The organism is Streptomyces sp. NPDC058401, assembly GCF_042722885.1.
Lineage (GTDB): Bacteria > Actinomycetota > Actinomycetes > Streptomycetales > Streptomycetaceae > Streptomyces.
This window is the reverse complement of the sequence record NZ_JBHXKA010000053.1, coordinates 25,487-45,487: the sequence shown is the minus strand read 5'-3', so window position 1 is coordinate 45,487 and position 20,001 is coordinate 25,487. Positions and strand designations below refer to the sequence as shown.

The window sequence follows — 20,001 nt, the reverse complement described above, 5'->3', positions numbered from 1 at the left end:
GGTCGGGTTGGCCGGAGCGGGAGTAATATTTCACATGTGACAGATGATTGATAGGTGTGGGAAGAGGGGAGGAGCGCAAGGCGGGAGGGCGGCCGGGACCTGCTCCCTGACCCCTCCGAACGCGACGGCCCCGCCGAACTCGACGTTCCGAGGGCCCCGTTCACCGCGCGGCGCTATCGTGCCCAGCGGGGGCGACGGTGCGAGGGGGCGGAACCGCGATGCGATTTCTGTTTGTGCACGGCACGGGGGTGCGGCGCGAGCGCCACGACATGCTCTTCGCCCTGGTCCGGGACCGGCTGACCGCCCGGTTCCCCGGGGCCTGCGTCGACTCCTGCTTCTGGGGGGAGCGGTTCGGGGCCACCCTCAGCGCCCAGGGGCGCTCGGTGCCCGGACTGGGCGCCGACGGCGCGGCCCCCGGCGCGGACGAGGAGGAGATCGCCGAGTGGGGGCTGCTGATCGCCGACCCGCTCTGCGAGCTGCGGGTCCTGGCGGAAGCGGGCTGGGACACCGGCGCCGGTGTCCTCCCCGACGAGGACCCCGGCGATCCCTACGCGGACGGCTTCGCCATGCCCGGCGTGCAGTCCGCGGGAGACCGCGTGCTGGACCTGCTCGCCGCACTCCCCGGCCTCCCCGACGGCGGCGAACAGGCCGCGCTGCTGCACGGCACCGGCCTCGCCGCCGGATTCCCCGCCGCCCTGGAGACCGTCTCCCGCTCCGCCGAGGCCGCCCGCGCCGGGAGCCGGGCCACCGGCGAGACGCAGGCCCGGGAGCTGGCCAAGGCCCTGGCCCGCGCGGTGACCGCCGCCGCGCTCGGCTCGGCCGGAGCCGAGGCCGACTGCACCGGAACCGAACGCGACCGCCTGGTCGAGCTGATCACCGCCCGCCTCGGCGGCGACGCCCGGGTCCCCGGCGCCCGCGCCGCCGCCGTCCTCGGCCGGCTCGCGATGCGCGTCACCACCCAGCCACTGCTCAACGCCTGGCGCGGCTCCCTCACCGTCGGGGCCACCCCCGCCCTCGGCGACATCCTGCGCTACCAGGCCCGCGGCGCCGACCTCCGCGCGTTCCTGCACGAGCGGATCACCGCCGATCCCGGACCGACCGTCCTCATCGGCCACAGCCTCGGCGGCATCGCCCTGGTGGACCTCCTCGCCCTCGCGGCCGCCCGCGGCGAGCCGGTGCCCGGGGTCGAACTGCTCGTCACCGTCGGCTCGCAGGCCCCCTTCCTCTACGAACTCGGCGCCCTGGCAGGGGTGGTGCCGGGCACCAAGCTCCCGTACGCCTTCCCGCGCTGGCTCAACGTCTACGACCGCCAGGACGTGCTCTCCTACCTCGCCGAGCCCGTCTTCCCCGGCGACCCGCGCGTCACCGACCAGGAGATCGGCAGCCGCCAGCCCTTCCCGGCCTGCCACAGCGCCTACTGGAAACAGGACTCCCTCTACGCACGCATCGAACAGGCGGTGACCGAAGCGGAGATCGGGTGAACCCCCTCGGCCTCCCGCCCTCCGAGCTGGGGCCGCGCACCTTCGCGCTCGTCGCCGGGGTCGAGAAGTACGAGATCAGCCGCCACTGGAACCTGCGCGGCCCGGCCCGCGACGCCCTGCGCTTCGCCCGCTGGCTGACCGGACCGGGAGGGGTACCGCCGGGCCACGTACGGCTGTTGCTGTCCCCGCTCGACGACCCGGACTCCCTCGACTGGTCGGCCTCCGCCGGTCTGGAAGCCCTGCGCGGTACGCACCGCCCGGCGACCGAGGCCAACACGAAAACGGTGCTCTTCAGCGAACTCCCCGCATGCGACGGAGATTTACTCGTGATCTTCTGGGCCGGACACGGCTACACGGAACCGCTCCGCGGTGACCTGATGCTGCCCTCCGCGGACGCCCGGCCCGGCCAGATCCTCCACCTCAACCTCGACTCCGCGCTGCGCTGGTGGCGCACCAGCCTGGTCAGGCGCGAGATCTTCCGCCACCAGGCCGCCCTGGTGGACGCCTGCCGGGTCGACGCGCCCCGCGAGGCCCGGTGGAACTTCGGGGCCAACGACTACGGCGGCGGCGCCACCGTCCCGGGGCGGCGCCAGTTCCGCCTGTACGCCTCCCGCGAGGGCGAGGCGGCGAAGAACGACGCCGAGCGCGGCGCCGGCCGCTTCACCGAGGAACTCCTCGCCGAACTCGGCGAACGCCCGGTGCGCGAGGCCGTCTCCGGTCTCGCCGACACCGCCCGCTCCATCCACCGGACCTTCCTGGACCTGCGCGAACGCGGCGAGGGCTGGCAGCTCCCGCAGTTCGTCGTGGACCGCAACTGGGACGCCTCCTCCTTCCTCGACGACGACGTCCCCGGACTGGCGCCGCCGGCCGCGGGCCGCCTCGACCAGAGCGCCTGGGACGGGCTCGGCGAGCTCTTCGCGGACCGCGACCTGCCGCGCTGCGCCCACGAGGCGTACCTGTGGGCGTTCAAGGCGGCCGGCTGCGCGGCCCCCGCCCGGGGCGGCCTGCCCGGCGACAGCCTGCTGGAGGTGGTCCAGGACCTCGACGAACGCCACGGCGGGCCGGGCGGCATGCCGCTCGCGGTGCCCTTCGTACGGTTCCTCGGGGAACAGGGCGCGGCGGGCGACGAGCGCTGGGCGGTCCGGGCGCGCGACTGGGTGCGCGCCACCCGCGAGCGCCTCGGCCTGCCCGCGCTGCCGCCCCCGCCCCCGCCCCCGCGCAGGACGGCCCTGCACGTGCGGCTGGAGACGCCGCCGGGCGGCGAGGACGGTTTCCTCGCCCGGATGTGGCTGCGCCGGGAGGCGACCGAACACATATGGGAATCGGAGGGGGAGCCGGTCCGGCTGGACGCGGTACGGAACGCAGTCGTACGGCAACTGGCACTCGCGGCGAAGGCGTTGGGAGCCGAGGCGGAGGCGGGGCGGCCGTCCGGGGCGGTGGAGCGGATCGAGTTCCACGTACCGTACGAGCTGCTCGACCTGGACTTCGACCAGTGGCCGGTCCCGCGCGGCCCGGGCGGGCGCTCCCGGCCCCTCGGGGCGCTCTACCAGGTGGTGGTGCGCTGCCCGCAGGAACGCGAGGACAGCGGCGCCGAATGGCGCGGCAAATGGCGCTGGCTGTGGGCCCAGGGCGGCCGGCACCCGGAGGCGGTCAGGGTGGTGGCCGACGCGGACGCGGGCGACGGGCTCGGCATGGAGCTGGGCGCGGGACCGGCGCCCGCGTGCGTACTGGCCCACACCCGGGCCGGGGCGCGGACGTCGGCGGTGGTGGAGGCGGTCCTGGAGGGCGGTGTCCCGGTGGCCCTCTGGCGCCGCGGCCCCGCTCCGGCGGGCACGGACCGGGCCGGAGCGGACCGGGCGGGAGCGGACCGGGCCGGAGCGGCGCAGGCGGCTTCCGGCGGCTTCGCGTACGCCGGGGCCGGCCGCGCGGTGGCTTCAGGGGGCGGCGGCGGTGGCGGGAGCGCCGGAGGCGCAGGTCCGGGCGCGTCCGCGGGCGACCTGCTCGATCTGCTGGTCCCGGCCGGCGAGGACGGGCGGCCGCCCGACCCCGGCGCACTCGACGTGCTCGCGCTGCCCGCCCGCGTGCGCGCGGTGCGCCGGGCGGCGGCCGTCGCGGGCGCGGGCGCCCCCGGCGGCGACGGCCGACAGCCGCCGGGGGGAGACCGGTTGGTCCTCTTGTGGGACGATCCCGACGACACCCTCACCCTCCGGTCCCTGGCGTGAATCCGATCCCGCTCGCGACCCCGCTCCCGACCCCGCCCCCCGACTTCGCATCCGCACCGATCCCGATGACCGTGCGCGGCAAGGGCCCGCGACACCGACGATGGAGGCAGAGGCAGTGGTGAAGGACTGGTGGCTGTACCAAGGGACCGGCGAGGCCGCCGAGCGCCGGGCCAGGCTGGAGGCGGGACCGCCACCGCCCTGGCGCGATTTCAAAGGCGTCCCCGATCCGGGGTACGCACCCCCCGGCTGCGAGGGGCCGGCCTGGGAGCGCACCTGGCGGCGCGGCGAGGGCTACGTGCCCGACGAGCTGGAGAAGGACGTGGTCAACACGGCCCTGCACCTGCGCCGGCCGCTGCTGATCACCGGTAAACCGGGAGTCGGCAAGTCCACGCTCGCCTCCAGCATCGCCGCCGACCTGGGCCTCGGGCCGGTACTGCACTGGCCGGTCACCAGCCGTACGGTGCTGCGCGACGGCCTCTACCTGTACGACGCCATCGGCCGGCTCCAGGAGGCCGGGCTGGAGCAGATGCGGACACCCGGAGCCGAGCCGCCCGCGGTCCGCGCCCGGGCCGTCGCCTCGGCCTCGGCCGCCGGCTCGGTCGCCGCCTCGGTCGCGGTCCCCGCCGCAGGCTCCGCCGGGGGCGGCCCGTCCATCGCCCGCTACCTGCGCCTCGGCCCCCTCGGCACGGCCCTGCTGCCCCAGGACCGCCCCCGCGTCCTGCTCGTGGACGAGATCGACAAGAGCGACATCGACCTCCCCGGAGACCTCCTCACCGTCTTCGAAGACGGTGGCTTCGTCATCCCCGAGCTCGCCCGGCTCGTCAAGGAGGCCCCCACCGTCGCCATCGGCACCGACGACGACACGGAGGAGGCCGTCCGAATCACCCAAGGCCGTGTCCAGTGCCGGTACTTCCCCATCGTCGTCCTCACCAGCAACGGCGAACGCGATTTCCCGCCCGCCTTCCTGCGCCGCTGCGTCCGTCTCCACCTGGACCCGCCGGACCCCGACAAGCTCGCCCGCATCGTCCGCGGCCGGCTCGGCGTCGACATCGAGAGCAGCGACGAGTACCGCGATCTGGTCCAGAGCTTCCTGGAGCGCGCCGAGGACGGCGACCTCGCCACCGATCAGCTCCTCAACGCCATCCAACTGCGCCTGGCCGGTGCCTGGTCGGCCCCCGGAGACCGCCAGCGCTTCCTCGACACCGTCATGCACCACCTCACCGGGCCCTCAGCGTGATCGAGAAGCTCCTCGCCGCCCTGGCCGAGGGCGCCGAGGACAACGGCCCGCGCCCCGGGCTCGGAGCGGAGGAGATCGCCGACATCCTGTGGCTCGCGACCCGGGTGGACGCGGCCGCCCCCCGGCCGGATCCCCCCGGGGAACCCCCGGCCGCCGGACCCGAACCGGAGGCGAACGACACCGAGTTACCGGCCAAGGCGCGCGGCGGAGCCGTCGATCCGGGAGTCCAGTACTACCCTGCGGCCGTACCCGCCCCCGACCCCAAGGGCCCGGCGGAGCCCGCCGCCGGCCGGGCCGCGGGAGGCGCCGCCGCGCCCGCGCGCCGGGGCACCGCGGTGCGGCTGCCGCGCGCCGCCACCCTCGACGACCCGCTCGCCCTGATGCGCGCCCTGCGCCCGATCGGCCGCCGCAGCATCGGCGGGCCGGGGGAGGAGCTGGACGAGCAGCTCACCGTCGAGCGCAGCATCGAGCGGATGGTGCTCACCCCGGTCCTGCGCCCCGCCGAGAGCCGCTGGCTGGACGTGGCCCTGGTCGTCGACTCCCACCACTCGATGCTGCTCTGGTCCGACCTGGTGGACGAGGTGCGCGGGGTCCTCACCCGCAGTGGGGTCTTCCGGGACGTACGGACCTGGCGGCTCGCCGGCACCGGCCCCGGCGGCGTGCCCGTGATCGCGCACCATCGCGACGGCCCGCCCCGCAACCCCCGGGAACTGGTGGACCCGGCGGGCCGGCGGCTGATCCTGGTGCTCTCCGACACGGTGGCCGGCGGCTGGCGCGAAGCCCCGCTGCGCGGCGTGCTCCGGCAGTGGTCGGCGCACAATGCCGTGGCCGTACTGAACGTCCTGCCCGAGCGGCTCTGGACGCGCGGGGCGGTCCGGCCGGTCCCCTTCGCCGTCCGCGCGGACCGGCCCGCGGCGGCCACCCGCTCCTGGCAGCGGGTCCCGATGTCCCGGCGGGCCCGCGGCGGCGGGGCGGTGATCCCGGTCGTCGGCATCGCCTCCGGGAGCCTGGCCCGGCTGGTCCGCGTGGTGTCCGGCGACGGCCGCTGGCGCCGCCTCGCGTGCCTGCGCCTGGACGCGGAACCCGCGCGCGGAGCCTCGTACGCGACCACGCCCGAAGGCCCGGCGCTCCTCCCGGACCCCCTGGAGGCGGTGGAGCGCTTCCGCGCGAGCGCCTCGCCGACCGCCCAGCGCCTCGCCGACCACCTGGCCGCCGTACCGCTCACCCTGCCCGTGATGACCCTCGTACGCCGCTCCCTGCTGCGGGGGTCCGAACACGGCCACCTCGCCGAAGTCGCCCTGGGCGGACTGCTCGCCCCGTGGGACGGCGAACAGCACGCAGACACCGTGCAGTTCGAGTTCCTGCCGGGCGTACGGGAAGCCCTGCTCGGGTCCCAGCTGCGCGGAGACGTGGCCGCCGTACGGGAGCTGGTGCGGCGCCGGGTGTGGGAGTACATGGCCCACGCGCGCGGCACCGGCCGCGAGTTCACCGCCATCCGCCGCGGGCCCCGGGGCGGCGGACGGCGCGAACTCACCCCGGAAGCCATGCCGTTCGCCGTCGCCGCGGGGCCGGTGTCGGGGCTGGCCGACCGGGTGGTCCGGGTCCGCTTCGAGCCGCAGGGGGAACCGCAGGCGGTGGGCGTCCTCCTGTCTCCCCGACTCGTCCTGGCGGTCGGCGAGTCGGCTCAGACCCAGCGGACGAGCGCTACCGCATGGGTCCGGGTCGGGGACCAGGAGTTCCTCTGTCAGCAGGCGTGGGGAGACGGGGCGGCGCCCCAAGTGCTCCTGCTCGTCTCGCACACGGACATCGTGGACCCCGCCGACTGGTCGGGGCCGGCCTGGGCGGCGGGATTCGCCGCCGCGGGGGACCACCTCGTCGTGGACGGTTCGACGGACCAGGGCGAGGCGGTGGCACTGACCGGCGAGGTCCTCCCGTACGAGGGGGAACGCAACGGGGAACTCGTCCGGCTCTCCGCCGAACCGGAGGCCTGGAGCCACTACACGGGCTCCCCGGTCTCCCACGGCGGACTGCTGGTGGGCATCGTGCACAGCGTGCTGCCGGACCGGATGGTGTTCCTGACGGGGCACGCGCTGCGGGAACAGCCGGGATTCCGCGAGGTCGTGGCGGCGCACGAGCAGGTCCGCAACGTGCGGTCGGGCATCTGCATGGCGGTACGCCTCCACGTCGAACTGGGCCCGGTCGGCCGGTCGGCGGAGGAGGAGCTGACCATGCTGGTCGGCCGGGTGCAGGCGGATTCGGGTGCCGGCGGGGTGAGCCTTCGCCGATCGGACGGGGTCCTGCTGGTTCCCCTGGCCGATCCGGGCGCCCTCGGCCGGGCCGGGCTCACCCTGGCCGCACTCCCGGAGGCCCTGGCACGGCTGCGCGGCGGCTCCGGGGAATGGGAGGCCGCCCTGATCGTTGCCCTGGCCGCCGGGGAGTTCACACTGGACGGGGAGGGGATTCGGGGTCCTGCGGCGGACGAGGCCCTGGCACTGGTCCACCGCAGCGACCTCCTGGAGCGGCAGAGCAGCCTCGGCACGTCGGGGACCGTCCTCGTCGTCAACGGTGATTCGCTGCGCCGTATCAGCGGGCTGGAAGCCCTGGCAGCGGAGTCGGACCGCCCCGCCGCGGTGGCGCGGGCGCTGGCCGATGCCGAGCTGAGCATCGACGAGCCGGGAATCGGCTGGTCGCGGTGCGGATACCCGAGCCCGGCGGAGGGGCCGGGCGGGTGCATCGGCATCCGGCTGCCGTGGAGCAGGCGCTGCCTCGTGCACGCGAGCGGCACGGAGCGCGCCGACTACCTCGATGCCCTGCGTCCGGGATCGAAGGTGGACCTGCGGGGAACCACCTTCGCCGACGATCTGCTCGATCGGCTTCTGCTCGCCCTGAGCGAGCCACCGACGGGCCGGGTGAGGCTGGGGTCGGCCAAGTTCGACCGGGCACGGTTCGTCGCCGACTGGTCAACGCCGGGTGCGGAGTTCGAGGGCCCTGCTTCCTTCGACCGAGCCGTCTTCGAGGGCCGGGCGGACTTCTCCGCGGCTCGTTTCCAGCGGAGAGTCTCCTTCGGGCGAACGGTGTTCCGGCGTGACTGCGGGTTCGCCGGAGTGACAGTCGACGGCGAAGCACGCTTCGTGCGGGCGGACTTCGGAGGCGAAGCGGACTTCACGGACAGCGCGTTCGCGGGAGACCTGGACATGGCCTGGGCCGAGCTGTGGGGCAGGGCTCGGATGGGCCGGATGCGGGTTCTGGGTGACGCGGAGTTCAATCGGACGCTCTTCCACGGCCGTACCGAGTGGAGGCTGAGCAGCTTCGTGGGGCCCGCCTCCTTCGCCGACGCGGTATGGGGCTCGACCGTCCGGTTCGACGAGGTCCGCTTCATGGACCGGGCTACCTTCGACCGGGCCGTCTTCGCCGACCACGCGTCCTTCTCGTCCACGGGGTTCGCCGACCGGGTGACGTTCGCCGACGCGGATTTCGCGGGGCGGGCCGACTTCTCGGACGTGACGTTCGCGCATCCCGGAGACCTCCCCGGCACGTGGCTGCCCTACGTGCCGCCGTCGGGTTCCGCCACGTTCACTCTGGGAGGCCCCGACGGAGCAGGAAGAACAGGCTAGGGCCGAAGTTGAGGGCGGCCAGGGGGCTCTGGACGCGTTGCTCGACCGCCAGCAGGCGGTCCTCGCCCAGGCTGCGCTTCAGGCGGCCGCTGCGCATGTTGGACACCGAGAGCTTGTCCTCGACCCGTAGGCCGGATTGCGCGAACTGCTCCACGACGGTGTCCGGATGGTGGTTGACGAAGGGGATGCCGCCCTCGGCCGCCTTCTCGGCGGAGCGGATGTCCACGGGGTCCCGCGGGACGCCCCGCAGCCGCTTCGCGTAGCGCAGCTTGTTCAGCATGTGCGCGGAGTTGGCCACCTCGATCAGGGCGCGGCCGCCGGGCTTCAGGACGCGTGCGATCTCGCGCAGCGTGGGGCCGGGGTCGGGAAGGTGGTGCATGACGCGGATCATGGAGACGAGATCGGCCGAGCCGTCGTCGAGCGGCAGTTGGCCGGGGCGCATGGAGTGCGCCGTGATCCCGGGGTGGCCGGCCAGTAGCCGCCCGGCGATGGCCACGTGCTTGGCGCTCGGGTCGCACATCATGACCCGGTCCGCGTACTCCTTGAGGACCGGGCTCAACCGTCCGAAGCCGCCGCCCACTTCACAGACGAGCTCGTAACGGCGGTCGCCGACCAGTCGTTTGACCGCGGCTATCTCCGCCGCGTGTTCGTAGTCGCGCCCCTGCCAGTAGGCGACGTAGTCCTCCGACTCGTCGTCGTACTGGTCGCCCCGTACCGCTTCACCGTCGTTCATGTGCCGCCCCCCGATGTGCGTGTGTGGCGCATCATCCCGGCGGAGCCCGGGAGGAGGCAACGGCTCCGGTGTGCGGATGCTGCGCGGATTCCCGGGTGCGGGGCCGACGGCCCCGCACCCGGTCCGGATCAGGCGATGGGCGGTACCCGTCCCGGGCGGCCCGCGCCGCGGGTCAGGCGGTAGCCGCCGATGCCCGCGAGGGCGGCGATCAGGCCGCCGGCCGCCGTCCAGAGCCAGCGGTCCGACCACCAGGTGCCCGACCAGCCGTCGGCCGGTTCGACGGTGGACGCCGTGCCCGCGCCGGGGACGAGCGGCACGGCCAGGGCGTTGTCGGCCGCGTAGGCGCCACCGACGTCCTGGGCCTCCGCGCGCAAGCCGGCCCGTACGGGCTGGCCGAGGTCCTCCGGAGCGAGGTCGGTGACCGTGAGCCGGATGTAATAGGCGCCCGGCAGCGGGTCGTTGGCCCACTGGTCGGCGCCCGAGCGGACCGGACGCAGGGTGCAGGACAGGTCGACGGTCGCCGCGTCCTTGGCGGCCGTGCCGGTCTGCGTGCCGTACGTGCAGGGCTGGCGGCGGCGCAGGCCGTCGTACACGTCGAGCTGCCACGTGGAGGCGGAGTGCCGGCCGGCCGCGGCGGGCAGGGTGACCGAGGCCCGCACGGTGGCGCGCTGCCCCGAGTCCAGCGGGAGCACCCAGTAGAGGTAGTCGCCGGTGGAGGCGTCGGCCGTGGCCGCCTGCCCCAGCTGGAGCGGTGTGGCGGTACGGAAGGCCGTGCCGGCCTCGGTCGGCGCCTCCCCGCCACCGCTCGGGCTCGGCGAGGGCGAGGCCGCCACTCCGAGCAGGCCGCCGCCCACGAGCAGGGCGGCGGTCAGCACGCGCCGCACGCGCCGGCCGGTGGTCGGGGCATCGTCGCGTTCACGTCTCAGGGCACTCATCAGTTGGTCCTCCAGACCGCGATACGCCAGCGGGAGACCCAGCCCCACACCAGTCCGGCGACGAGGCCGGTCAGTGCCAGTACGCCGATCAGCCACCAGCCGCGTCCGAGCCCGAAGGAGGCCACGTCGGAGGCCTCGTCCGGGCCGTCCACCACGTCGATGGTCAGCTCGACCGGCATGCCCGGGGTGGTCTTGACCGTGGCGGGCGCCGAGAAGGAGTTGCTGACCTGGAGGCACACGGTCTCGGCCGGCTCCTCATCGTCCGCGCTCCCGGCCTTCGGATAGCGCAGCCCGGACGAGATCAGGTCGGTCCGTCCGTCACCGGCTTCCTGGCCGCGTACGATCTCCCGGCCGCTCAGCGTCGTGGCGCGCAGCAGCACGCCGTAGTCGTTGTTCACGGCGCGGTCGGCCCCGATGCTGACCGAGGCCCGCAGTTCCTGGCCCGGAGCCACGGAGACCCGGTACCAGCGGTGCTCCCCGAAGCTCTCGCGGTCGCTGTAGAGACCGGGCTTCAACTCCGGTGCTCCCGTGCACTGCTTGGTACCCTCGGTGGCCACCGGGTTGACCACCGGGGTGGCCGCACGTCCGACCAACTGCCGTACTCTGCCCGAGAGTTCGGCCGTGTGCTGTACGGAGGTGTACGTGCCGCCGGTGGCCTCGGCGATGCAGATCAGCTGGTCGCGGGTCTTGGCGTCGGGCACGAGCCCGAGGGTGTCGATGACCAGGTGGATCCCCTGGGCCGCGATGTCCCGCGCCACTTCGCAGGGGTCGAGCGGGGCGCAGGTGTCCTCGCCGTCGGTGATGAGCACGATCCGCCGGGTGGCGTCGCCGCCCTTCAGGTCCTCGGCCGCTCCGAGCAGCGCCGGCCCGATGGGCGTCCAGCCGGTGGGGGCCAGTGTGGCGACCGCCGTCTTGGCCTCGGTCCGGTCCAGGGGGCCGACCGGGTAGAGCTGCTTGGTGTCCTTGCAGCCGAGGTTCTTGTCGGGGCCGGGGTAGTTGGCGCCCAAGGTCCGTATGCCGAGCTGCACTTCCTCGGGTACCGCGTCCAGTACCTCGTTGAACGCCTGTTTCGCGGCGGACATCCGGGTCTGCCCGTCGATGTCCTGCGCGCGCATCGAGCCGCTGACGTCGAGCACCAACTCGACCTTGGGCGCTTCCTTGGCCACCGGTTCACCGGCGGCGGCACCTGCCGGGAACAACCCGGCAGCGAGGGTGACGAACAGGCCGCACGCACTGGCCCTCACCCATCTTCTAGTGATCATCGCCGGATCGTATTGAGATTCCCGGCACCCGCCAAACCGAGCGCCCGTTCCCCACGCCCTAGACGGGGGTTGGTTCCACGGAGGACCACCCCTTGGCCGTCGGGGTGAAGACGATCCCGCCCACCACCAGGAACCCGAACGGATCGTCGGACCCGGTGCGGACACCGCCCGGAACGGTGAAACGGGCGGTCTGCTTGCGGGAGGCCAGGTCGATGACCACCCCCGAGGTCCTGCACCGTACGTACGCCAGCCCGCTGGTCACCACCACCGCGTTCGAGGCCTCCGGGCGGTCCGGATCGGTGCACTCCCGCGGCAGCGGAATACGCCACACGGCCCCGCCGGACTCCTGGTTGAGCTCCATGAACCCCGGCTCGCCGCCCGCGGCCGTCGCCATCAGGTACACCTTGTCGCCGGCCACGGCCGGTCCGGACAGGGTGGTGCCGGCGTACGGGAGGTCCGCGCTCCGCCGCCGCGCCGGCTCGCCGCGCAACACCCCGGCCCCGTTCTCCTTGTTGCACAGGAAGACGGTCGCCTCGCTCTCGTCCCGGCCCAGCGTCAGTCCGCGCGTCTCGCAGGTCCCGGGCATCGCGAAGCGGGTGCCGTCCGCGGGAGTCCCGAACGGCAGCTTCTTCCCCGTGGCCCCGTCGAGGGCGGTCACGAAGGTCTCGAAGCCCATGTCGGCCTTCTGGGCCCGCCCTTGTACGTACACCCGGTCCCCGTCCACGCGCAGCGCCGGATAGCCGTCGTCCGATCCGGGCACCGCCTGCTGCCACAGGACCTTCCCGTACCGGGTCTCCAGCGCGGTGACCGTGCCCTGCGCGGAGACCGCGAACACCCGGCTGCCGTCCGCGTCCAGTACCGGCCGGCGCAGCTTCTCCTTGGTGGGGAACTCCCAGCGGGGGGTGCCCTCGACGAGGTCCAGCGCGGTGAACCCCCTGCTGTCGAGCGCGATCACGGTGTGGGTTCCGGCGACCGTTCCGGGGGCCACCAGCGGAGCCTGCCCGTCCGTGGCGCCCTCCAGCAGCTGCCCCCACAGCAGTTCGCCGGTGGCCGCGTCGAACCGGCTGAGCCCGTCGCCCGGCAGCTCCTTGCTCGGGCGGGGCGAGGTGCACACCAGCGAGGACTCCGCGTACACGCAGGACCCCATGTCCTTGCCGCCGTTCCAGGCCCGCCATCCGGTGGGGCGCCGGGCGGGCGCGTCCGCGTAGGCACGGCCGCCGCCCGGGCTGCCGCCCTCGGTGGCCACGTACGGGGCGAGGCTCCCGAAGGGCGCCGGCCCGGAGGATGCGCCCGGAGCGGCGCCGGGGGTGCCGGAAGGTCCGGCGGAGGACTCGGGGGCCTTCGCGTCGTCCCGCGAACCGCCGGCCGGCGGGGCGAGGCGAAGGTAGACCCCGCCGCCGGTCAGCAGCGCGGCCACCAGCGCCCCGGCGAGGAGGACGCGCCTACGGGGCCGCCGCACCCGCCGGGGCCGTACGGGCACCACGTCTGCGGCGGGCCCGGTCGGGGGGCCGGAACGGTGGGTGAGCGGGCCGCCGGCGTCCTCGGCTCCCGCACCGTCGGCGCCGGCAGCGGCACCCGCCCCGGCCGCCGGGTCCGCCGCCTCGCCGGCCGTCGAGCCGGTCCCGGTCCCGGTTCCGGCTCCGGCTCCGGCTCCGGCCCCGAGGGGCTTACGAGCCTCCCCGCCGGGGAAGTCCTCCCCGCGGAGCGGGCTCTCCCAGTCGGCCGCCGGGATCTGCGCCAGCACGGCCAGCAGTTCGTCCGGGCCCGGCCGGGCGCCCGCCTCCTTGGCCAGGCAGGCACCGGCCACGGCCCGTAGCGAATCGGTCAGATCCTCGATGTCCGGCGCCTCCGACACCACGCGGTAGGCCGTCATGTAGTGGGACTCCGCGTCGAAGGGGCCCCGGCCGGTCGCGGCGAACACCAGCACCGACCCCAGCGAGAACACGTCCGACGAAGCCCGCACCCGGGCCGGAGCCGACAGCTGCTCCGGTGACATGTAGGGCGGCGTCCCCAGGATCTGCCCGGTCGAGGTCAGCGTCTGCTGCCCCGCCGCCCGCGAGATCCCGAAGTCGATGACCCGCGGCCCGTCGTCCGTCAGCATGACGTTGTCCGGCTTCAGGTCGCGGTGGATCACCCCGGTGGTGTGCAACTCGCGCAGCGCCTCCACCAGTCCGAGCGCCAGCACGCGCAGCGCGCTGCCGCGCAGCGGCCCGTCCGCCTTCACCCGGGCGCCCAGGGTCCACCCCGGCACCAGCTGCGTGGCCATCCAGGGCCGCTCCGCGTCCGGGTCGGCGTCCACCACCGCGGCGGTGAAGGCCCCGCTCACCCGCCGGGCGGCCGCCACCTCCTGCCGGAACCGGGTCCGGAACTCCGGGTCGTCGGCGAACTGCTGGTGCACCAGCTTCACCGCGACGAGCCGCCCCGAAGCGGCCCGCCCCGAGTACACCGTCCCCATCCCGCCGGAACCCAGCCGGGCGATCAGGACATACCCGCCGATCGCCCGCGGATCCCCGTCCCGCAGTGTCATGTCCCGCCCCACTCCACCGAGTACGTCCGTCGGCGGCACCCTATCCCGGACCTGCGCACTCGTACCGCGAACACGCTCCCGCGCCCGCACGGATCCGTGGGCGTCACGCCGAACGCAAGGCGTCCGTGGGGGAGGCCCCGGCGGCCCGCAGCGCGGGATAGAGGCCGGCGAGCGCGGCCACCACCACCGAGACCGAGGGACCGGCGACCAGGGTGTAGAGGGGGATGGCCGCCGGCCAGCCCTGGACCAGCGCGTAGCCGTACACGGTCACGCTGCCGAGGACCAGTCCGCCCGCGCCGCCGATGAAGCCCATCAGCACGGCCTCCAGCAGGAACTGCGCCGAGATCTGACCGCCCCGGGCGCCCAGGGCGCGCCGCAGCCCGATCTCGCCGTGGCGCTCCATCACTCCGACGACCATCGTGTTGGCGATGCCGACGCCGCCCACCAGCAACGCCACGCCGGCCAGGACGAGAACGAGCGCGGTGAGGCTGTTCTCCGTCTCGGTGCGGGCCAGCAGGAGATCGGAGGGCCGGCTCACCGCGACCATGGTCGGGCTGCCGGGGTTCGCGCTGGCCGCGGCCACCGCCTGGACCTGCGGCACGCGTGCGGAGTGCGAGCGCAGGTAGACGGTCGCGGCGCTCCCGTCGGCGCCCAGGTGGGCGACCGCCTGGGGCCAGCCGACCAGGGCCGCCGTGCCCAGCTCGGGGGCGAGCTCGTTCGGGGCGAGGATGCCGAGGACCTGGTACCACTGCCCGCCCAGCCAGACCCGCTCGCCCGGGCCGGTGACGCCGAGCCGCTCGGCGGCCTGCCCGCCGAGCACGGTCACCGGCAGGTTCTCGCTCGCGGCGTCCAGCCACCGCCCGCTGTGCAGTTCGGCGCGCAGCACCTCCAGCAGGTTCAGGCGCGCGGCCAGCACGGTGAGGCTCCCGGTCTGCTGGGCCGGCACCAGGTCGTTGCGGTACACCTGGGCCTTGGTGGCCCCGGTGGCGGTGGTCCGCTGCACGGGCGCGATCACGGACAGCATCTTCTCCGCGGTGAGCGGCAGCGGCACCGGCTGCTGGTCGGGCCCCTTGCCGGGGGCCACGGTGATCAGATTGGAGCCGAGCTGGTCCAGCCGTGCCAGCAGGTGCTGCTGGTGGGAGCCGGCGATGCCGGTCACCGCGACCACGGCGGCGATGCCCAGCGCGATGCCCAGCGCGGACAGCGCGGTACGCAGCTTGCGGGTGCGCGGCCCGATCATGCCCAGGCGCAGCAGGTCCATGGGGCGCAGCCGGGTAGGGGACGTTCTTTTCGCGCGGTTCTTCATCGGCTTGCTCCCGCGGGCTCCGGGAGCCGTTCGTCGAACTCGATTAGGCCGTCCTGGATGCCGACCCGCCGGGGGAACGAGGCGGCCAGCGCACGGTCGTGGGTGATGACCACCACCGTGGTGCCGTCCGCGTTCAGGGTGCGCAGCAGCTCGACCACGGCGGCGCCGGACACGCTGTCCAGGGCTCCGGTGGGCTCGTCGGCGAGCAGCAGCGCCGGTCGGCCGATCAGTGCGCGGGCGATCGCCACGCGCTGCTTCTCGCCGCCCGAGAGCTGGTCGGGGCGGTGGTCCAGCCGGTGCCCGAGGCCCACGGAGCGCAGCGCCTCCACGGCCCGCGCGCGACGCTCGGAGACCGGCGCCCCGGCGTACAGCAGCCCGGTCGCGACGTTCTCGACGGTGGTGAGGCCGGAGAGCAGGAAGAACTGCTGGAACACGAAGCCGATCCGGTGCGCCCGCAGCGCGGCCAGCTCCCGGTCGGACAGCCCGGACAGATCGCGGCCCTCGAAGCGCAGCCGGCCCGAGGTGGGCCGGTCGAGCGAGCCGAGCAGCGCGAGGAGGGTGGACTTGCCGGAGCCGGACGGGCCGACGACGGCGAGGAGTTCACCGGCTTCGACGGTGAGGTCGATGCCGTGCAGCACGCGCAGCGCGGGCGCGCCCGGATACTCCTTGCCGAGGCCGGACAGCTCCAGGACGGGCGCCGTGCCCGCCGCGGGGGGAGTCGTCACTTGGGGATCACCACCTGCGCGCCGGGCCGGACGTCGCCGGTGATCTGCGCCTTGGCGTCGGCGATCAGGCCGAGCTGCACCTTGACCAGCCGGGGGGTCGGCCCGGGCGCCGGACCGTCGGAGACCCGCACGCCGTAGCCGCCGCCGTCCAGGGCGAGCAGCGCGGTCACCGGAACGATGAGCGCGTGCTCGGCGGTGTCGCCCACCACGGTGACGGTGACCGCGGACTGGCCCGCCCGCTGCGCCTGTTGCTGGTCGTCCGGCACGATCGTCACGGTGGTCCTGGCGCCGCCGGGGCCGCCGGAACCCTCCCCGGAACCGCCGCCCGGCCCGCCGGACCCGTCCTCCGCGCCGGAACCGGGCCCGGAGCCGCGGATCAGCGAACGGACGCGCCCCTCGACGGCGGTGCCGTCGGCGGTCTTGATGCGGACGCGTCCGTCCGGCTTGAACCGGGAGAGCTGGTTCTCGGCGGGCCGCACGGTGACCACGAGGTCCTCACGGGTCACGGTCATGACCGAGGAACTGCCCGGGGCCGCGCCGAGCTGCGCGCCGACCTGCTGCACGCGTACGGACTCCGGCGGCAGCATGGTGACGGCGCCCAGGGGGACCGTGCCGGTCTCCGGCAGGCCCAGGGACTTCTGCCAGCGCTTCACGGCGGTGGCGGTGTCCGGGGTGAACTTCTGGTCGGCGGCCAAGCCGAGCCCCTTGGCGTGGCCGAGCCGCAGCAGGTTGCGTTCGAGCTGCTCCACGTCGGAGCCGGCGGGAACACCGGGGCCCAGGTCGCGCCACATCGGGCGGTCGCCGGCCATCAGCACCACCGGCTGTCCGTCGACCTCGTAGAGCTTCTGTCCGACCTTGACGACGGCGCCCACGGCCGGGAGCCACGTGAGGGTGCCCTTGCCGGCCGCGACGACGGGGGTGGGCGCGTCGTACACGAGCGAGCCGGTGAGCTGGATGCCGCTGGACAGCGAGCCCTGCTCCACCGGGGCGAGGCCGTACTGCACGCCCTCCCGCTCGGGCCCCGCGGCGCCGCGGTCCCACGGGCGGGCGACGGCGACCGCCCCGGCCCCGGCCACCACGGCGGTCAGCACGAAGGGGACGAGGACCCTGCCGCGCCGCTTCCTGCCGCGCACGCGGCCGCCCTCCCCGGCGGGTTCTGCCGCTTCTGCGGGCCCCGCGGGCTCCACGGTGCGGGTCACGCTCACTCCCCGATCCGGTAGCCGGGCAGCGGGAACTGCGCATCGCAGGCACGCGAAGCGGCATCCCACTTGGCCGCGTCGAACAGGGCGCGCGGGATGACGACCGTCGCCTCCTCGGGATCCGGATCCGGCATGTCCGGGTAGCCGTTCTTGCGCGCGCACTCGACCCACTTGCGGGCCAGCTCCACGAATTTGGCGCTGTCGGCCTTCTGGATCTGGTGGATGCCGGGCACCTTCTCGTCGCACAGCCGGGCGGCGGCGTCGTACCCGGACGGCAGGCCCGTGTCCGTGCTCGCGGCCGGAAAGCCGATGTTGCCATCCTTGTCCTGCTCGACGCTCGTCTGCCCCTGCTGGTGCATGCAGTCCACCCAGGCCCGGCGGACCGCGTTGTCGTCCTGCGGCTTGACCTTGCCGCCGCGGTCGCTCCCGGCGACCTCGGGCGCCGGGGCGGCGGCCGAACAGCCGGCCAGGGCCAGCACCGCCACCGCGGCGGCCGCGCCCGGAACCGCTCGCAGGCGCCGCAGGCCCCGCAGGCCCCGCAGTTCTCGTAGGCCTCGTACCGACCGCCCGCGTATCGCGGTGGATGCGCCTCGCATGTCCCACACTCCCTGTGCGTCGCCGATGAACGCCCAGTTCTACGGTCCGCGCGGTGAGCCCCCCGTGATCGCGCGCCTAACCACCGGCTAACCGGCCTGCGGGCAGGCTGGTCCCCGGCGCCGGCCCGGAGGGAACAGCGGCGGCACGGGCGAACGGAGCGGGACGCGATGCGGGTGCTGATTGTCGAGGACGAGCGGGAACTGGCCCTGATGCTCGCCGAAGGACTCCGCGACGAGGGCATGGTCTGCGACCTCGCCCACGACGGCCTGGAGGCGCTGCGGCAGACCGGCGAGGCCGACTACGACGTGGTGATCCTGGACCGGGACCTGCCCGGACTGGGCGGCGACGCCGTGTGCCGGGCGCTCGCCGCGATGGGCCACCCGGCCCGGATCCTGATGCTCACCGCCGCGGACACCCTGTCCGACCTCGTCGAAGGCCTCGGCCAGGGCGCCGACGACTACATGACCAAACCCTTCTCCTACCTGGAGCTCGTCGCCCGGCTGCGCGCGCTCGGCCGCCGCTCCGCGGCCGGCCGGGCCGAGGTGGTGCTGAGCCGGCGCGGAATCAGCCTCGACACGGTGCGCAGGGTCGCCGAACGCGAGGGCCGCCCGCTGCACCTGACGCCGAAGGAACTGGGCGTCCTGGAACTGCTGCTGGCCGCGGACGGAGCCCCGGTCAGCACCGAGGAACTGCGGGAACGGGTGTGGGACCCGGCCCTCGACCCGGCCACCACGGCGGTACGGGTCACCGTGCACGCGCTGCGCCGCAAGCTCGGCGATCCGCCGCTGATCGTGCACGACACGGGCTACGGGTACCGGCTGTGAGCCGCTACGGGCCCGGCCGGCTGCCGCTGCGCGGCCGGCTGACCCTGGTGACCACGGCCGTCTTCGCCGTGCTCGGCTGCGGGGTGCTGGCACTGAACTGGCTCAGCTCGCGCCAGCTCATCGAGGCCAACAGGGACCTCATCACGGCCTCCGCCGGAACCCCGCAGGCGCCGCTCCCCGACCCGGGGACCACCGAGGCGCCCCCGGGGACCACCGAGATCCCCCCGGGGACCGGCGAGCTGCCCCCGGGGACCGGCGAGCTGCCCCCGGGCTCCACCGGCGCCGTCCTCACGACCCCGGCCCGGGCCTTCGACCACTTCCAGAACGCCATCCTGGGCGACCTGCTGACCCGCTCCGTGCTGCTGCTCACCGTCTTCACGGCGCTCGCCGCGCTCCTGGCCTGGTGGGCCAGCAACCGCTCCCTGCGCCGGCTCCACCAGGTGACCGGGGCCGCACGGCGGATCAGCACCGGCAGCAGCCTGGAGGAGCGGCTCGCGCTCGAAGGCCCGTACGACGAGATCCGCGAACTCGGCGACACCTTCGACGCCATGCTCGACCGGCTCGACCGCAGCTTCACGGCCCAGCGGAGCTTCACCGCGCACGCCTCGCACGAGCTGCGCACCCCGCTGACCGTCCTGCGCACCGCGCTGGAGATCCCGCTGGCCCGCGGGCGGGTCCCGGACGACCTGCGCCCCGCCGTGCTGCGCGCGCTCGACGCCAACGCACGGATCGAACGGCTGATCGCCGCCCTGCTGACCCTGGCGCGCGCGGAGACGGCCACGCTGGCGCTGCGCCCGGCGGATCTGGCGGACGCCGCCCGGAGCGCGGCGCACGAACTGACCGACGAGGCCGGTACCGCCGGGGTCCGGGTCACGCTCGACGCGGCGGACGCGCCGGTGGACGGCGACCCCGCGCTGCTCCGGCAGGTCGCGCTCAACCTGCTCGCCAACGCGGTGCGCCACAACCACCCCGGCGGCACCGCCGTGATCGCGACCGGGACCACGGACGGGACGGTGTTCCTCGAGGTCTCCAACACCGGCCCCGTCCTGCCGCCGGAGGAGGTGCCCGCCCTCTTCGCGCCGTTCCACCAGGGCCGGGAGCGCGGCAGCGGTTTCGGGCTCGGGCTCGCCGTGGTCCGGGCGATCACCGCCACCCACCACGGCGAGGTGGAGGCCACGCCCCGCGCGGGCGGAGGACTCACGGTCCGGGTCGTCCTGCCGTCCCGCAAGAGAGGCGCTGTCCACAGGGGTTGACCCCCTAGGTCGCCTCGGCCCCGCCCGCGGACACGGACGCCTTGCGGTGCCTGAGGTTGACGGCCGCCGCCCTGGCCACCACCAAG

The 20,001-nt window shown here is 74.7% G+C and carries 14 protein-coding genes; 6 read left to right on the top strand and 8 right to left on the bottom strand.

All coding sequences use genetic code 11. The annotated features are described in order from the left end of the window. Positions 1-218: 218 nt before the first annotated feature. The 4 genes from ACFWNV_RS20730 to ACFWNV_RS20715 all read left to right on the top strand — a co-directional run bounded on the left by ACFWNV_RS20730 (position 219) and on the right by ACFWNV_RS20715 (position 8,554). Entirely contained in the window at positions 219-1,481 is a 1,263-nt protein-coding gene (locus tag ACFWNV_RS20730; RefSeq protein WP_383948897.1) for a hypothetical protein, read from the top strand. Further along, positions 1,478-3,703 (top strand): hypothetical protein, encoded by a 2,226-nt coding sequence (locus tag ACFWNV_RS20725; RefSeq protein WP_383948894.1) that lies wholly within the window; start codon positions 1,478-1,480, stop codon positions 3,701-3,703. Before ACFWNV_RS20730 ends, ACFWNV_RS20725 begins: the two co-directional genes overlap by 4 nt. A gap of 100 nt (positions 3,704-3,803) precedes the next feature. Then, positions 3,804-4,940 (top strand): AAA family ATPase, encoded by a 1,137-nt coding sequence (locus tag ACFWNV_RS20720; protein ID WP_383948892.1) that lies wholly within the window; start codon positions 3,804-3,806, stop codon positions 4,938-4,940. Then, positions 4,937-8,554 (top strand): SAV_2336 N-terminal domain-related protein, encoded by a 3,618-nt coding sequence (locus ACFWNV_RS20715; RefSeq protein ID WP_383948889.1) that lies wholly within the window; start codon positions 4,937-4,939, stop codon positions 8,552-8,554. The genes ACFWNV_RS20720 and ACFWNV_RS20715 overlap by 4 nt, the downstream gene beginning before the upstream one ends. Here the strand turns inward: ACFWNV_RS20715 and ACFWNV_RS20710 are convergent. The 8 genes from ACFWNV_RS20710 to ACFWNV_RS20675 all read right to left on the bottom strand — a co-directional run bounded on the left by ACFWNV_RS20710 (position 8,514) and on the right by ACFWNV_RS20675 (position 17,837). Next, positions 8,514-9,287 (bottom strand): class I SAM-dependent methyltransferase, encoded by a 774-nt coding sequence (locus tag ACFWNV_RS20710; protein ID WP_383948886.1) that lies wholly within the window; start codon positions 9,285-9,287, stop codon positions 8,514-8,516. The genes ACFWNV_RS20715 and ACFWNV_RS20710 overlap by 41 nt on opposite strands. A gap of 128 nt (positions 9,288-9,415) precedes the next feature. Then, a complete protein-coding gene (locus ACFWNV_RS20705; protein ID WP_383948883.1) occupies positions 9,416-10,222 on the bottom strand; it encodes a hypothetical protein in 807 nt (268 codons plus the stop codon). Continuing rightward, on the bottom strand, positions 10,222-11,484 hold the full coding sequence (locus tag ACFWNV_RS20700) for a VWA domain-containing protein (RefSeq protein WP_383948880.1): 1,263 nt from the start codon (positions 11,482-11,484) through the stop codon (positions 10,222-10,224). The genes ACFWNV_RS20705 and ACFWNV_RS20700 overlap by 1 nt, the downstream gene beginning before the upstream one ends. 58 nt (positions 11,485-11,542) lie before the next feature. Further along, positions 11,543-14,011, bottom strand: a complete 2,469-nt coding sequence (locus ACFWNV_RS20695) for a protein kinase (protein WP_383948877.1) — start codon at positions 14,009-14,011, stop codon at positions 11,543-11,545. Positions 14,012-14,114: 103 nt separating this feature from the next. After that, positions 14,115-15,272: an ABC transporter permease gene (locus ACFWNV_RS20690; protein WP_383948874.1), complete on the bottom strand. Its 1,158-nt coding sequence runs from the start codon at positions 15,270-15,272 to the stop codon at positions 14,115-14,117. Between the two features lie 41 nt (positions 15,273-15,313). Continuing rightward, complete coding sequence (locus tag ACFWNV_RS20685) at positions 15,314-16,042, bottom strand: ABC transporter ATP-binding protein (protein ID WP_383948871.1); 729 nt, start codon at positions 16,040-16,042, stop codon at positions 15,314-15,316. Then, positions 16,039-17,241 carry a peptidoglycan-binding protein gene (locus ACFWNV_RS20680; protein ID WP_383948868.1) on the bottom strand — a complete coding sequence of 401 codons (1,203 nt, stop codon included), beginning with the start codon at positions 17,239-17,241 and terminating at the stop codon, positions 16,039-16,041. The genes ACFWNV_RS20685 and ACFWNV_RS20680 overlap by 4 nt, the downstream gene beginning before the upstream one ends. A 2-nt stretch (positions 17,242-17,243) precedes the next feature. Then, positions 17,244-17,837 carry a hypothetical protein gene (locus tag ACFWNV_RS20675; RefSeq protein ID WP_383948865.1) on the bottom strand — a complete coding sequence of 198 codons (594 nt, stop codon included), beginning with the start codon at positions 17,835-17,837 and terminating at the stop codon, positions 17,244-17,246. Between the two features lie 168 nt (positions 17,838-18,005). On the opposite strand from ACFWNV_RS20675, the gene ACFWNV_RS20670 reads away from it, so the two are divergent. Together ACFWNV_RS20670 and ACFWNV_RS20665 are read left to right on the top strand one after the other, a co-directional pair. Continuing rightward, positions 18,006-18,662, top strand: a complete 657-nt coding sequence (locus ACFWNV_RS20670) for a response regulator transcription factor (RefSeq protein WP_383948862.1) — start codon at positions 18,006-18,008, stop codon at positions 18,660-18,662. Further along, the gene (locus ACFWNV_RS20665; RefSeq protein ID WP_383948859.1) at positions 18,659-19,915 is read left to right on the top strand and encodes a sensor histidine kinase; all 1,257 of its coding nucleotides are present in this window, start codon (positions 18,659-18,661) and stop codon (positions 19,913-19,915) included. The genes ACFWNV_RS20670 and ACFWNV_RS20665 overlap by 4 nt, the downstream gene beginning before the upstream one ends. Positions 19,916-20,001 lie beyond the last annotated feature (86 nt).